Source organism: Variovorax sp. 10N432, from assembly GCF_056394465.1.
Map to the genome: position 1 here is coordinate 108275 of NZ_JBFTHX010000019.1, position 13879 is coordinate 122153.

The 13879-nt window shown below is 68.7% G+C and carries 13 protein-coding genes; 2 read left to right on the forward strand and 11 right to left on the reverse strand.

The features are described from left to right. Positions 1-9: 9 nt before the first annotated feature. From rplB to AC1DF3_RS22010, 7 genes are all read right to left on the reverse strand, one after another. On the reverse strand, positions 10-834 hold the full coding sequence (gene rplB / locus AC1DF3_RS21980; protein ID WP_286370947.1) for a 50S ribosomal protein L2: 825 nt from the start codon (positions 832-834) through the stop codon (positions 10-12). A 2-nt stretch (positions 835-836) separates the two neighbouring features. Next, on the reverse strand, positions 837-1163 hold the full coding sequence (gene rplW / locus AC1DF3_RS21985) for a 50S ribosomal protein L23 (protein ID WP_286371177.1): 327 nt from the start codon (positions 1161-1163) through the stop codon (positions 837-839). Between the two features lie 5 nt (positions 1164-1168). Next, positions 1169-1789, reverse strand: coding sequence for a 50S ribosomal protein L4 (gene rplD / locus AC1DF3_RS21990; protein ID WP_286370946.1), 621 nt, complete (start codon positions 1787-1789; stop codon positions 1169-1171). Further along, on the reverse strand, positions 1789-2469 hold the full coding sequence (gene rplC, locus AC1DF3_RS21995; RefSeq protein WP_286506353.1) for a 50S ribosomal protein L3: 681 nt from the start codon (positions 2467-2469) through the stop codon (positions 1789-1791). The genes rplD and rplC overlap by 1 nt, the downstream gene beginning before the upstream one ends. Positions 2470-2687: 218 nt before the next feature. Beyond that, complete coding sequence (locus tag AC1DF3_RS22000) at positions 2688-3173, reverse strand: hypothetical protein (protein WP_478140837.1); 486 nt, start codon at positions 3171-3173, stop codon at positions 2688-2690. Next, positions 3170-4762, reverse strand: coding sequence for a carboxypeptidase-like regulatory domain-containing protein (locus AC1DF3_RS22005; protein ID WP_478140838.1), 1593 nt, complete (start codon positions 4760-4762; stop codon positions 3170-3172). The genes AC1DF3_RS22000 and AC1DF3_RS22005 overlap by 4 nt, the downstream gene beginning before the upstream one ends. A gap of 146 nt (positions 4763-4908) precedes the next feature. Further along, complete coding sequence (locus AC1DF3_RS22010; RefSeq protein WP_286534993.1) at positions 4909-5634, reverse strand: response regulator; 726 nt, start codon at positions 5632-5634, stop codon at positions 4909-4911. Positions 5635-5747: 113 nt separating this feature from the next. Here AC1DF3_RS22010 and AC1DF3_RS22015 point away from each other — a divergent pair, with 113 nt between their 5' ends. Together AC1DF3_RS22015 and AC1DF3_RS22020 are read left to right on the forward strand one after the other, a co-directional pair. Further along, positions 5748-7166 (forward strand): tetratricopeptide repeat protein, encoded by a 1419-nt coding sequence (locus tag AC1DF3_RS22015; RefSeq protein ID WP_478140839.1) that lies wholly within the window; start codon positions 5748-5750, stop codon positions 7164-7166. 96 nt (positions 7167-7262) lie between these two features. Next, positions 7263-8231: a hypothetical protein gene (locus AC1DF3_RS22020; RefSeq protein WP_286534996.1), complete on the forward strand. Its 969-nt coding sequence runs from the start codon at positions 7263-7265 to the stop codon at positions 8229-8231. A 51-nt stretch (positions 8232-8282) separates the two neighbouring features. Here the strand turns inward: AC1DF3_RS22020 and AC1DF3_RS22025 are convergent, their stop codons facing one another. From AC1DF3_RS22025 to AC1DF3_RS22040, 4 genes are all read right to left on the reverse strand, one after another. Continuing rightward, a complete protein-coding gene (locus tag AC1DF3_RS22025) occupies positions 8283-9704 on the reverse strand; it encodes an FAD-binding oxidoreductase (RefSeq protein WP_478140840.1) in 1422 nt (473 codons plus the stop codon). 203 nt (positions 9705-9907) lie between these two features. Continuing rightward, positions 9908-13237 carry a PAS domain S-box protein gene (locus AC1DF3_RS22030; RefSeq protein ID WP_478140841.1) on the reverse strand — a complete coding sequence of 1110 codons (3330 nt, stop codon included), beginning with the start codon at positions 13235-13237 and terminating at the stop codon, positions 9908-9910. Between the two features lie 156 nt (positions 13238-13393). Beyond that, the gene (gene rpsJ / locus AC1DF3_RS22035) at positions 13394-13708 is read right to left on the reverse strand and encodes a 30S ribosomal protein S10 (RefSeq protein WP_028250951.1); all 315 of its coding nucleotides are present in this window, start codon (positions 13706-13708) and stop codon (positions 13394-13396) included. 23 nt (positions 13709-13731) lie between these two features. Next, on the reverse strand, positions 13732-13879 hold a 148-nt coding region (locus tag AC1DF3_RS22040), incomplete at its 5' end, for an EF-Tu C-terminal domain-related protein (RefSeq protein ID WP_478099174.1).

Genomic DNA, 13879 nt, shown 5'->3' on the forward strand with positions numbered 1-13879 from the left:
TGCTAACCCTTACTTCTTGCGACGCGACACGATGAAGACTTGCGTGCGCTTGTTGTTACGGGTGCGATAACCCTTGGTCAGATTGCCCCATGGGTCGACAGGATGACGGCCTTCGCCGGTCTTGCCTTCGCCGCCACCGTGCGGGTGGTCGACCGGGTTCATCACCACGCCGCGAACGGTCGGGCGGATACCCATCCAGCGCTTCACACCGGCCTTGCCGAGCTGGCGCAGGCTGTGTTCTTCGTTGGCGACTTCACCGATGGTGGCGCGGCATTCGACGTGCACGCGGCGCACTTCACCCGAGCGCATGCGGACCTGGGCGTAGACGCCTTCGCGGGCCAGCAGCGTTGCGGACGTACCCGCCGAGCGAGCGATCTGCGCGCCCTTGCCGGGTTGCAGTTCGATGCAGTGGATGGTCGAGCCGACCGGGATGTTGCGGATCGGCAGCGTGTTGCCGGCGCGGATCGGGGCTTCCGAACCGCTCAGCAGCGTTGCGCCGGCTTCAAGACCGCGCGGGGCGATGATGTAGCGGCGTTCGCCGTCGGCATAGCACACGAGCGCGATGTGGGCGGTGCGGTTCGGGTCGTACTCGATGCGTTCGACCTTGGCCGGAATGCCGTCCTTGTTGCGCACGAAGTCCACCACGCGGTAGTGGTGCTTGTGGCCACCACCCTTGTGACGGGTCGTGATGTGACCGTTGTTGTTGCGGCCGGCCTTCTGGAATTGCGGTTCCAGCAGGGGGGCGTGAGGAGCACCCTTGTACAGGTGGTCCCGCGAGATCTTCACCGCGCCGCGTTGGCCCGGCGAAGTGGGTTTCATCTTGATGACGGCCATGATTAAGCGCCTTCCCCGACGAGGTTGAGCTCTTGACCAGCCTTCAGCGTGACATAGGCCTTGCGAACGTTGTCGCGGCGACCCATGGACTTGCCGAAGCGCTTGGACTTGCCCTTGGTATTGAGCACCGACACGCCCTTGACTTCGACCTTGAACATCAGTTCAACAGCGGCCTTGATCTCAGGCTTGGTGGCGTCCTGCAGCACCTTGAAGGTGACGGCGTTGGACTTCTCGCCGACCATCGTGGCCTTTTCGGACACGACCGGGGCGACCAGCACGTTCATCAGGCGACCTTCGTCGAACTGACGCTGCTTGGGCGTAGGGTTCATGCGGCTCATGCGAACATCTCCTTGAGCTTGTCGACCGCACCCTTGGTGACCAGCACCTTCTTGTAGTGGACCAGCGACACCGGATCGGCGTAGCGCGGCTCGACCACGAGCACGTTGACGAGATTACGCGAGGCCAGGTACAGGTTCTCGTCGACTTCTTCGGCGATCACGAGCACGGACTCGAGGTTCATCGCCTTGAACTTGGCGGCCAGCGCCTTGGTCTTGGGCGAATCGACGGTCAACGAATCGACCACGGCCAGACGGCCTTCGCGAGCGAGCTGCGAGAAGATCGACGCCATGCCGGCGCGGTACATCTTCTTGTTGATCTTCTGCGAGAAGTTTTCGTCAGGCATGTTCGGGAAGATCCGGCCACCCCCGCGCCACAGCGGCGAGGACGTCATACCGGCACGGGCGCGGCCCGTTCCCTTTTGCTTGAAAGGCTTCTTGGTCGAGTGCTTGACCTGCTCGCGGTCCTTCTGGGCGCGCGTGCCTTGGCGGGCGTTGGCCTGGAATGCGACGACGATCTGGTGGACCAGGTCTTCGTTGTAGTCACGGCCGAACACGGTCTCGGGGGCGTCGTACTTCGACGCGGCCTGGCCTTGTTCGTTCAGGAGTTCGAGTTCCATTACTTGGCTCCTTCAGCGGCTTGCGGCTTGGCCTTGACGGCCGGACGCACGGTGACGAAGCCACCCTTCGAGCCGGGGATCGCGCCCTTGATCAGGAGCAGTTGACGTGCTTCGTCGATGCGGATCACGTCGAGGTTCTGGGTCGTCACGGTGACGTCGCCGAGGTGGCCCGTCATGCGCTTGCCGGGGAACACGCGACCAGGATCCTGCGCCATGCCGATCGAGCCGGGGACATTGTGCGAACGGCTGTTACCGTGCGATGCCCGCTGCGACGACATGTTGTGGCGCTTGATCGTGCCAGCGTAGCCCTTGCCGATCGAGGTGCCTTGCACGTCGACCTTCTGGCCCACCGCGAACACGCTGCCTGCGGCAATGACGCCACCGGCCTTGTGCTGACCGGCCGTATCGGCGGTCACGCGGAATTCCTGGATGATTTCACCGGCTTCGACACCCGCCTTGGCGAGGTGGCCTGCTGCCGGCTTGGTCACGCGCGATGCTTTGCGCGAACCGAACGTCACTTGCAGGGCGACGTAGCCATCGGTCTCTTGGGTTTTGATCTGGGTCACGCGGTTGTTGGACACATCCACCACCGTGACAGGAACTGCGTCCCCGTCATCGGTGAAGAGACGCATCATCCCCACCTTGCGGCCCAGCAACCCGAGGGAGTTGCTCAGACTCATTTGTTTTCTCCAAAAATGGAAGTCCTCTTCCGCCGCTGCCACTTCAATTGGCGACAGCGTTGGGCCGGCGACGAACGTTGGCCCACGAAAGAGGGTTGGTAAAGTTTCTGCACTCTGCTCCAACAAGCGCCAAAAAGACGCAAGTTAGGCAGAGCCGAAGATTATAGCCCGCGAACGGGAGAGGACGCAAGAGGGGCCGGCGCAGGCCCCAAGGCGCCCTATTTCACCTGCATCGGCAGGATCTTTTCGCCGTCGGTCGACTGCTTGAGCGCCCCGCTGGCCGGCATGGTGGCCGACGGCTTGCCCACGGACACCGGGATCGACGTGGCGCTGGTCGCCCCGCCCTGGGTCGTGAAGACGTTCAGGTAACCGATGCCAGTGGCGCCAGGCAGCACCTCGACGGTCCAGGTGGTGGCCTGCCCCGCCGGCAGGCTGCGGGTGGTTTCGGTGCCCGAGAGGGCCAGGCCGCCCTCGGTCGCGATCCGGACCGTGGCGCCCGGGGCGGCGATGCCGTCGAATCCGAGCACCACCGCCACCGGACGGCCGGCCTCGGGCGTGCCGTCGACCCGGTACTGGACCTGGACGCCGGATCCGTTGGACTTCATCGGCGCGGTCGTCATTGGCTTGCCGGCCGGACCGGCCGCGCTGGCGGCCAAGGGCAGGGCCAGCGCCAGGGCGCAGGCCAGGGCCGCTGCGGTTTTCACTGGATGCTGACGTTGAAACATGTGTTGGCCGAGGAGTTGTTGTAGTCGTTGATCACCAGAACGTTGTCGCCGGCCGGCAGGCTGACCGCCTTGGTCTCGGTGGCGCCGAATCCCAGGCTTTCGTCGACCTGGCGCCCGGCGTAGAGCGCGAAATCCGGATCGGCGGCGGCCGGACCCGAGACCGTGATCGTGTGGGTCCCGGCGCTCGGCAATGAAAATCGCAGGTAGACGTAGCTGCCCAGCTTGTTGCCGGCGCCCGCCGCGTTGGTGACGCAGGCCCTGGTCGAGCCGCTGACGGTGGCCGGCCGGTACATGGGCAGCACGCCATCCGCGCCGCCCAAGCCGCCATCGTTCGTCTCGTTGACGCCGAAGGGATCGTTCGCGGCGGCGCTGATCTGCTCGCCGGACAGCAGGCCGGTCAGCACCGAGACGCTGCCCGGGGCCGCGACCCCGAAGGCGGCAGTGAACGGATGGATCGAGGTGACGGCCACGCCGTTCTTGAACGCCGCGCTGGTCAGCGTGTCGTTGATCGGCTTGAAGCCGACCTGGCTGTTCAGGCGCCAGAGGATCGAATGGACGGAGGCTTCGCGGAACCACCCGGGGCCGGCGACACCGCTGGCCGTCAGGTCGATGTTGGCGCCCTGCCCCTGGCCCTGGCCGACCGCATCGGTGTAGTTGTTGCGCGCCAGCGCGATGCCCGACCAGGCATTGCCCCACCCTTCGGAGAAGGCCGCACGCCGGTCGAGCTTGTCGGTCAGGGCATGGCTGCCGCCCGGCGAGTCGTCGCGGCTGAAGGCCGACTGGTAGTAGTGCCCCCATTCATGGGCGATCACCGAGGCGTCGTATTCGTCGGTATCGACGTTTTCCTTGCCCAGCACGTAGATGGCCCGGGCGCCGTTGCTCATCGTGAACGAGGTGGTGCCGATCTGCCCCAGTGCGGGATTGCCGACCGCCGGCGCGTTGTTGGCACTCCAGTAGAGCTTCAGCGCCGGGAACGCCGTGGCGGGCGCGACCGACAGCATCTTGGCCTGCGCCGCGTAGACGGTGTCGAGCACCGCGAACGGCGCGGCCACACGGGTCGAGGCATAGCGGCTGCCGTCCCAGCCGGACGGCGCCTGGACGTCGCGCGTGATGGCCGCGATGCCGGTGGAGAACGACGGCGTCTCGAGCGCGAAGATGGCATCGGACTGCGTGTTGTCGCGCACCGTCACATCCCAGGTGGCGCCCGATCCGCCCTGGGTCATCTGCGCCTTGATCCGGACCAGCACCTGGGTGCTGGCGGGCAGGCTGACCGAATAGGCGCCGTTGGCATCGGTGGTCGCGGTCGCGATCACCGCCGCGGAGGCGCCGCTGACGATCTCGACGCTGGCGCCGCGGATCGGCTTGGGCGCGGCCTGGCCATAGGCCAGCGCCCCGTTGGGGTTGGGAATCGACACGTAGGTCGCCGTGCCACTCAGCGTGACCGTGCTGCTGGCGACCGGAAGCCCGACGAAGCCTCCTCCGCCGCCACCGCCACCACCGCCACCACAGGCCGCGAGCATCGCCACCGCCGTCACTGCCACGCTTCGCCTTGCCCACACTGCCTGCATTCGGAACTCCCTAATGGAATTTTCGACTGATCTTCTATCAATATCCGAAAATTCCCAATTCACATTCCTCCTGATCCTATCAAATTTCAGACTTTTCTGGTTTTTTAGACACTTTTCGACACTTTTTCACTCGAATTCTTTTGTTTTTAGCCGTCCGGCACGAACATGTAGCCGGCGTTGCGCACCGTTCGGATGCAACGCGGCTCGCCGGCCGGCTCGGGCTCGATCTTGCGGCGCAGGCGTCCGATCCGGATGTCGATCGAGCGATCGAATGGCTCCCACTCGCGGTTGCGCGTGTGCATCAGCAACTGGTCGCGCGACAGCACGCGGTTCGGGTTGGCGAGAAACACCCGGAGGAGCTCATACTCCATCGCGGTCATGGCCACTTCCGCGCCGTCGGACTCGAACAGGCGGCGGGCATCGATGTCGAGCTCGCAACGGCCGAAACGCTGCCGCGCCCCCTTGGCCGCGGCAGGCGGCGGGGCTTCAGCCGGGGGCTTGGCCTGCAGCCGGCGCAACACGCTCTTCACCCGCGCCAGCAGCTCGCGCGGATCGAAAGGCTTGGCGATGTAGTCGTCGGCCCCGAGTTCCAGCCCGACCACCCGGTCGATCACGTCACCCGAGGCCGTGACCATGATGATGCCGAGGTCGTAGTGCTCGCGCAGGTACCTGGCCAGGCTGAGGCCGTCCTCGCCCGGCAGGCGGATATCCAGCAGCACGGCATCGGGCAGCTCGCGCTCGATGCGCTCGCGCATCTCGGCACCGCTGCCGGCCTCGGCGACGCGGAAAGCGTGGTTTTCGAGGTACTCGCGCAGCATCGCGCGCACCGACGGATCATCGTCGACGATCAGCAGACGGGCAGTCGCGTCCATGGCGCGATTCTGCGCCGAGGGGTCGCGATTGCACCAGTGGCGCGCTACGCAACGGCTACACGGCAGCACCCGGCGGATGCACGCCCGATACCAGCGGCCCGCAAAGTGGCCCCATGCAACGCACTCCGCAGCCCGCCGCCGAGTTCGACGATGCCGCCGCCGACGCGGCCTGCCGGCGGGCGCTCGAGCTGCTGCATGCCGGGCAGGGAAATCCGCAGGCCGTCATCGAACCGGTGCTGCGGGCGCGGCCCGATTTCGCCGCCGCGCACTGCCTGCGCGCGGCGGGCCTGGTGATGGCCTCCCGCGAGGATGCGCTGCCGGCGCTCGCCGCCACCTTGCAGACGGCCCGCGCGCACCTGGCACGGGCCAGCGAGCGCGAACGCGCCCATTTCGCCGCCGCCCAGGCCTGGCTCGACAAGGACATGGCGCGATCGCTGCGCCTGTACGGCGAGATCGCCGCAGCCGACCCGAAAGACACGCTGGCCCTGCGCGTGGCCCATTTCGGCGATCTCCAGTTCGGCCGCACCGAGTGGCTGCGCGCGCGCATCGTCGCGGCACTGCGGCACTGGCACCCCGACGAGCCCGGCTACGGCCACATGCTGGCGATGTACGCCTTCGGCCTGGCCGAGACGGCCGACCCGGTGTCGGCCGAAGCGGTCGGGCGCGAGGCGCTGCGCATCGAGCCCCGCCAGTGCGGTGCGGTGCACGCCGTGGCGCATGCGCTCGAAATGCAGGGGCGCAGCGCCGACGGCGCCGCCTGGCTCGACCACACGCGCGGCGTCTGGTCCGACAGCCCCGCCTTCGCCATCCACCTGTCCTGGCACGAATCGCTGTTCCGCCTCGACCAGGGCGATCTCGACGCCGTGCTGGGCATCCTCGACCGCCGGCTGATGGACTGCCGCGATCCGGACACCGCCACCCTGGTCGACAGCTCGGCCCTGCTGTGGCGCCTGCACCTGCGCGGCCAGGACGTGTCGGACCGCTGGCAACGGGTCGCCGACGCCTGGGAGGATCGCGCCAGCACCGGCCTGCGGCCCTTCAACGACGTGCACGCCATGCTCGCCTTCGTCGCCACGCAGCGCTGGGCCAGCGCCCGCCGCCTGCTCGACACGCTGCGCGACTGCGCGCGGAAGGCGCCGGACCTGCGGCGGGCCGTGCATGACGCGGCATTGCCGGTGTGCGAGGCCTTCATCGCCTTCGGGCGGCAGCGCTATGCGGCCGCCGCACGGCAGCTGCAGGCCCAGCAGCGGCTGGCGCGCGGTTGCGGCGGCAGCCGCGCGCAGTGCGACCTGCTGCACCTGACCTGGCTCGAAGCCGCCCTGCGCAGCCACCAGCCGGCGCTGGCGCAGCGCCTGCTCGGCGAGCGCGTCGCCAGCCGGCCGCAAAGCCCCTTCAACGCCCGCCTGCGCGAACGCGTGGCACAGGCGCTGTCGCGCCCGCTCTCGCGGGCCCGCTACACAACGGCGACACAACCGCGATCCGCGGATGCACGGCGGATACCGGCGCCAACCAGACTGCCCGCCATGCCTTGACCCGGCGGCGCCGAAGCGCACCGGGCCGGCATGGCCCTCGGGCCGACACGCGGCAGGGCACCGCCCCGCCATTTCCATCTGCAAAGGAGCATCACCATGTCGACATCCACCCCCACCGACCGCTACGCCAAGGTCATCGAGGTGTCCAAGCGCGTGCGCTGGGACATCGAGCGCGACGTCATTCGCGGCCGCCAGTTCGACTACGCCAGGACCTTCCTGCCGAAGGGCCTGACCCTGGCCGACGAACTGGCGTTCCTGAGCCCGGAGGACGAACGCCTCATGAGCCAGGTGCAAGGCCGCACCTATGCCTACATCTTCGGCCTGGCCGAACGGTTCATCTCGTCGAAGGTCATCGACCTGAGCCGCGAACACGTCTTCGGCGACCAGGTGGCTCTGGAAGCGCTGGTCCGAATGGCCGACGAGGAAATCAAGCACCAGGCCCTGTTCCGCTGCCTGGAGGAGATGATGGCGGCCGACATGCCGGCCGGCTACGTCATGACCGCGCAACCGAACGCGGTGGCGCAGGCCGTGCTGGGCAAGAGCACCTGGGCCGTGCTGGCATTGACCCTCGACATCGAGCTGTTCACGCTGGCGCACTACCGCGCCAGCATCGAACCGGATGCCAACCTGTCGCCGCTGTGGAAGGACGTGTTCCTGTTCCACTGGCGCGAGGAGTCGCAGCACGCGATCTTGGACGAGCTCGAGTTCGTCGCCGAGAACGCGCGGCTCGGCGCCGCCGAGCGCGATGCCGCGGTCGACGACCTGATCGCGCTGGTCGGCGCGGTCGACGGCATCCTGCAGGCGCAGGCCATGGCCGACGCGCGCTATTTCTGCGCCATCGCCGGCACGCTCTTCAGCGACGCGCAGCAAGCGCAGATCCACGACACGATGCTGAAGGCCTACCGCTGGCAATACATCGTCTCGGGCGTGATGGCGCCGCGCTTCCAGAAGGTGCTGTTCCCGATGCTCGACGACGCGCAGGGCGAACGCATCAAGAGCGCGCTGGCACCGCTGGCCTACGCGATGCCGCGGCATCCGGAGATGGCGCTTCCGATGGCCGCCTGAACTCCCCGGCCCGCCACGCCCTGCGACCCCGGGCGTGGCGGGCGGGATGGCTCAAGCCTTGGGCAGGATGTTCTGGTTCTGGCTGAAGAGGTTGGTCGGGTCGTAGCGCGCCTTCAGCGCTGCCAGCCGCGCATAGTTCGACCCGTAGGCGCCGGTCGCCACGCGCTGGGCCTCGTCCTCAGGCATGAAGTTCACGTACACCCCACCGGTGGCATGCGGCGTCAGCGCATCGAAGAGCCCGCGCGCCCAGTCGATGCACCGGCGGTCGTCGCCGGCATCGCGCCAGCGGGTGTGGACGTTGAGCACGAACTCGGCATCGCGGTGGGGATAGGCCGTGTCGGCAACGGCCGTCCGGTTGACCTGGCCGCCCAGGTGCCCGATGAAGGCCTCGCATTCTTCGGTCGGCAGCTTGACGATGGCATCGCACAGGATGCGCTCGACATCGGCGTTCAGCATCTTGAAGTCGTGCGACTTCCAGTAGTTGCGCGCGCCCGGCTGCAGCAGCGGGTCGAAGGCGGTCTGCCAGCCGGCGAAGGGCATCGGTCCCACGTGCTCGCCGACGGGCGTGCCGAAGCTGCGCAGGGTCTGGGCCATGGCCTCGCCCTGGGCAGGCTCCCCGATCCAGCAGAAGGCGACCACGATCACTTCCTTGCCATGCACCTCCGCCGGCAGGAAGGGCAGCGGAGGCGCCTTGCGCATCACCATCCAGGCCGTCATGTCGTCGCTGGCCGCGGCGGTGAACTTGCGATAGCCGTCGAACACCTGCCTGGCCTGGGCGAACGGATAGACGATCAGCCCGGCCAGCACCTGCGGGCCGAGCGGATGCAGGCGGTACTCGAACGAGGTGACGACGCCGAAGTTGCCGCCGCCGCCGCGCACGGCCCAGAACAGGTCGGGGTTCTGCGTCGCGCTGGCCTGCACCAGCTCGCCGGACGCGAGCACCATGTCGACGGACTGGAGGTTGTCGATGGTCAGCCCGCGCTTGCGGCTCTGCCAGCCGAAGCCGCCGCCGAGCGTGAGCCCGGCCATGCCGGTGGTCGAGTTGATGCCGGTCGGCGTGGACAGCCCGAAAGCCTGCGTCTCGCGGTCGAAGTCGGACAACAGCGCGCCGGGCTCCACCCGCGCCATGCGGGCCACCGGGTCGACCCGCACCGATTTCATCGCCGACAGGTCGAGCATCAGCCCGCCATCGCACGCGGCCTTGCCGGCGATGTTGTGGCCGGCGCCCTTGACCGCGAGCAACAGCTTGTGCTCGCGCGCGAAGTTCACCGCCTTCATGACGTCGGCGGCGCCCGCGGCGCGCACGATCGCCGCCGGCCGGCGGTCGATCATGGCGTTCCACAGCGAGCGTGCGGCGTCGTAGCCGGCGTCTTCAGGCAGCAGCAGGCTGCCGCGCAGCGACTCGCGCAGCGCTGCGATGGGCGCGTCGGCAATGCCGATCGTGCCGCCTTGGGGGGTTTGAAAGTCGACCATGAAAATGCTCTCCTCGTCGGTGCGGCCGGAATCAGCGTTCGCGCATCGCGCAGCGTCCGGCCGCACTGCCGAAGCGAACATCGCCGTCGTCCGGGCGGAATGCGCGGTGCCACGACGTGCAACGCAGTCTGCGAGGCCGCGGTATTCGCCGCGTGTCGCGGCGCCGCGCCTTTGTATCGGGCCGGTATCCGCCGGCCCTGTCCTCATGCGCCCGGGCAGAGGCCGCGGCGCGCCTTGTCGAGGCACGCCTTCATCAGCGCATGCAGGGCCTGGTTGTCGATCGGCTTGTGCAGCACGCCGCAGACGCCATGGCGCCTGGCCGCCGCTTCGTCGATGCCGTCGGCGTTGCCGGTGTAGAGCAGCACCGGCAGGTGGGGCCGCAGGCCGCTGGCGCGCTGCGCGAGCTGCAGGCCGTCGAGCTGCGGCATGGTCTGGTCGGTGATCAGCAGGTCGAGCGGCTGGCTGCTGTCCTCCAGCCAGGACAGCGCGTCCAGCGGACTGCGCTGCAGCACCACCTCGAGGCCCCAGCCCGACAGCAGCTCGACCATGAAGTCGCCGACCATGACTTCGTCGTCGACCACCATCACCCGCGCGCAGAGCGCCTCACCGGTCGCCGGGACGTCCGGCGCGCCGGGCGCGTCCGGCGCCGCGCCGGTGGCGGGCGGCAGCAGCACGCGAAACACCGAGCCGGCGCCCGGCGCGGTCTCGACGAGCACGTGGCCGCCATGGTCGTGCACGATGCCGTGCACCATCGCCAGGCCCATGCCCGAGCCGCGGCCGACCTCCTTGCTCGAGGTGAAGGGCTCGAAGATGCGTTCGAGCAGGTCCGGCGCGATGCCCCCGCCGCTGTCGGCGACGCTGACCTCCACCCAGTGGCCGGCGTCGGCGTGGGCACGGCACGATGCACAGGTCCAGGCGCCGCCGCGGCGGCCGAGCCGCACCCGGATCCAGCCCGACCCGGTGATGGCGTCGCGCGCGTTGATGCACAGGTTGAAGAGCACCTGCTCGAGCTGCACCGCATCGGCCGCAACCAGCAGCGCGTCGCCGCCAGCCGCCGGCGGCGTGGCGAAGTCGAGCGACACCGAGGCCGGCAGCGTGGCGCGCAGCAGCTGCAGCGTCTGGTCGACCAGCGGGCCCAGGGCCAGGGTGCGGCGCTGGCCGCGCTGGCGCCGCGCGAAGGCCAGCATCTGGGCGATCAGCTCGCGGGCGCGCTGGGCCGCGAGCTGGGCCTGCCCCAGCTGGCGCTGCAGCCGGGCGTCGCCCAGGGTCTCGGCGCGCTCCTGGCCCAGCACCAGGTAGCCGATGACGCTGGTCAGGATGTTGTTGAAGTCGTGCGCGATGCCGCCGGTCAGCTGGCCGATGGCTTCCATCTTCTGGGCCTGGCGCAGCTGGGCCTCGAGGCGCTCTCGTTCGCCTTCGGCGGCCTTGCGCTGCGTGATGTCCCGCGCCGCATAGAGCACGTGCGGCTCGCCGCGGTAGGTCAGCGGCATGCCGCTGACTTCCAGGTAGAAGGGACTGCCGTCCTTGCGCACGCCCGGCACCTCGAAGCGCACCGGCCGGCCGGCCAGGATGTCGGCATGCTGGGCCCGGTGGCGCTGCTGCAGCGCCGGGTCGGGCTGCGTCAGGACCCGGGTCGCGCTCAGCACCTCGTCGCGCGTATAGCCGCTCATCGCCAGGTAGGCCGGATTCACGTCGACCGCGCGGTAGCCGGCATCGCGCACCACCAGCCCGTCGGCGGAGGCGTTGAAGATCGCCCGGTACTGCTCCTCGCTGTTGCGCAGCGCGCGTTCGGCGCGCTTGCTCTGCGTCATGTCGCGCCCGATGTAGAGCACGTGCGGCTCGCCGCGATGCAGCACCGGCACGCCGCGCAGCTCGAGGTCGTAGCGCTCGCCGTCGCGCCGCAGCAGCTCGGTCTCGAGGCGGACCGGCTCGCCGGCCAGCGCCTGGTCGTGCAGGGCCCGGATCGTGGCCATGATCTCGGGCGGGTTGGCCAGCACCCGGTCCACGCCCAGCACCTCGGACAGCCGAAAGCCGCTCATGCGCTCGTAGGTGGCGTTGGCGTCGACGATGGCGAAGTTGGCGGCGCGCAGCACCAGCGCGTCGGCCGAGGCGTTGAAGATGCCGCGGTACTGCGCCTCGCTGGCGGCCAGCGCCGCCAGCGCCTCCTTGCGCTCGGTGATGTCGCGCGTGAAGGCCACGACGTGATGGCGGCCGTCGATCATGGCCGGCTTCAGCCGGACCTCGTCCCAGCGCAGCGCGCCGTCGGGGCTGCGCCGATGCCATTCGAAGGGCGGGCAGCGCCCGAGCTTGGCCAGCTGCATGTGGGCCAGCCCCTGCTCGGCCGTATAGGGCGCCTCGCCCGAGCGCAGGTCGGCCAGCGACAGCCGGCACAGTTCGTCGCGGCTGCAGCCGTAGGCCTCGCAGGCCTTCGGGTTGGCGTCGAGGATCTCGCCGCTCGACCAGTCTAGGATGAAGACCGCGTCCTCGGACGCTTCGAAGATGGCACGGTAGCTGGCCTCCGAGCGCTGCAGCGCCTCGCGGGCGCCCAACTGCTCGATCTCCGCCGCGGCCCGTCCGGCGAAGATCCGCAGCATCGACTCGATGCGCTCGACGTTGGTCAGCGGATGGCGCGAGACGATGCCGATGGTGCCGAGCGGCCGCCCGTGGGCGTCGTTCAGGGGCAGGCCTGCATAGCCTTCGGCACCGAGCAGCCGGTCGTCCTGGTCGAGCGCGAACAGCGTGTGCAGGTTCGACGGATAGACGCAGAACCGCTGGCCGAGCACGTGCTCGCACGGGGTGCCCTGGATCGGGTAGCGGTAGCCTTCGCGCACCTCGCCGTCGCTCACCATCGCCAGCATGTGCAAGGAGGCGTCGTCGTCGGACTGGTGGCGGGAGATGAACGCCATCTCGACGTCCAGGATCGTCGCCAGGTAGCGCGCCAGCTCGGCAAAGACCGATCGGCCGCTGGCCGCCGAGACGGCCAGCGCCGCCGCGCGCAGGGCTTCGTCGGCGCTGTTGCGCTCGATCTCGGCGATCAGGCGGCTGGCGAAGATCTTCAGCAGGGCCTCGGCCAGCACCGCGTCCTCGATCGGCCGGGGGTCCATCGCCACCAGCAGCCCGAGCGGGCGGCCATCGCTGTCGTTGAGCGGAAAGGCGGCATACGAATCCATGCCCTTGGCCGCGAACATCGTGCCCGGCGGGAATTCGCGGGCGACGCCGGAGGCGACGAAGCGAAAGGCCCGGCCGACCACCTGGGCGCACGGCGAGCCCTGCAGCGGGTAGTCGAAGTTGCGCAGGATCTTGCCGTCGAGCACGGCGGCCAGCGTGCGCAAGGTGCTGCGCGAGCCGTCGGTGAAGACCGCCACGAAGACGGTCGCCACGCCCAGGATCTGCGCCAGTTCCTGGACCAGCGCCGCCATCGTGCCCGGGCCATGGGCGCCGGCCACGGCCCGCGCGGCGCGATACATCGCCTCGGCCGCGTCGGTCCACGCGGGGGTGTCGGTGGCGCGATGTCGGCGGTCCGGGGCAGCCATGCCCGCAGTCTAGGCCGCCGCGGGCAGGCGCGCTGCGTCATTGCCTTGGCGATACCGCGCGGTTACATGGCGGATACGCGATCACCCGGCGGGAGCCCGAAATGAAAAAAGCCCGCCCACATTGCTGTGGGCGGGCCCTTGTGCAGGGACAGGCTGTTACTGCAGCTTGATCTCGACGTCGACGCCGGCCGGCAGGTCGAGCTTCATCAGCGCGTCCACGGTCTTGTCGGTCGGGTCGACGATGTCCATCAGGCGCTGGTGCGTGCGGATCTCGAACTGGTCGCGGCTGGTCTTGTTGACGTGCGGCGAACGCAGGATGTCGAAACGCTTCATGCGGGTCGGCAGGGGGACGGGACCCTTGACGATCGCGCCGGTGCGCTTGGCGGTATCGACGATTTCGGCTGCCGACTGGTCGATCAGCTTGTAGTCGAACGCCTTCAGGCGGATGCGGATTTTTTGCTTGGTAGCCATGGTGATTCCTTCGCTGCTTCGAATCAGATGTCGAGGATCTTCGCCACGACGCCCGAGCCCACGGTGCGGCCGCCTTCACGGATGGCGAAGCGCAGGCCTTCTTCCATCGCGATCGGGTTGATCAGCTTGACCGTGATCGACACGTTGTCGCCCGGCATGACCATTTCCTTG

Coding starts and splice junctions, on each gene's coding strand:
- AC1DF3_RS22030 (WP_478140841.1), bottom strand. CDS start 13,237: ATGGCTGCCCCGGACCGCCGACATCGCGCCACCGACACCCCCGCGTGG.
- AC1DF3_RS22005 (WP_478140838.1), bottom strand. CDS start 4,762: ATGCAGGCAGTGTGGGCAAGGCGAAGCGTGGCAGTGACGGCGGTGGCG.
- AC1DF3_RS22015 (WP_478140839.1), top strand. CDS start 5,748: ATGCAACGCACTCCGCAGCCCGCCGCCGAGTTCGACGATGCCGCCGCC.
- AC1DF3_RS22025 (WP_478140840.1), bottom strand. CDS start 9,704: ATGGTCGACTTTCAAACCCCCCAAGGCGGCACGATCGGCATTGCCGAC.
- rpsJ (WP_028250951.1), bottom strand. CDS start 13,708: ATGGCTACCAAGCAAAAAATCCGCATCCGCCTGAAGGCGTTCGACTAC.
- rplC (WP_286506353.1), bottom strand. CDS start 2,469: ATGAGTCTGAGCAACTCCCTCGGGTTGCTGGGCCGCAAGGTGGGGATG.
- AC1DF3_RS22020 (WP_286534996.1), top strand. CDS start 7,263: ATGTCGACATCCACCCCCACCGACCGCTACGCCAAGGTCATCGAGGTG.
- AC1DF3_RS22010 (WP_286534993.1), bottom strand. CDS start 5,634: ATGGACGCGACTGCCCGTCTGCTGATCGTCGACGATGATCCGTCGGTG.
- rplW (WP_286371177.1), bottom strand. CDS start 1,163: ATGAACCCTACGCCCAAGCAGCGTCAGTTCGACGAAGGTCGCCTGATG.
- rplB (WP_286370947.1), bottom strand. CDS start 834: ATGGCCGTCATCAAGATGAAACCCACTTCGCCGGGCCAACGCGGCGCG.
- rplD (WP_286370946.1), bottom strand. CDS start 1,789: ATGGAACTCGAACTCCTGAACGAACAAGGCCAGGCCGCGTCGAAGTAC.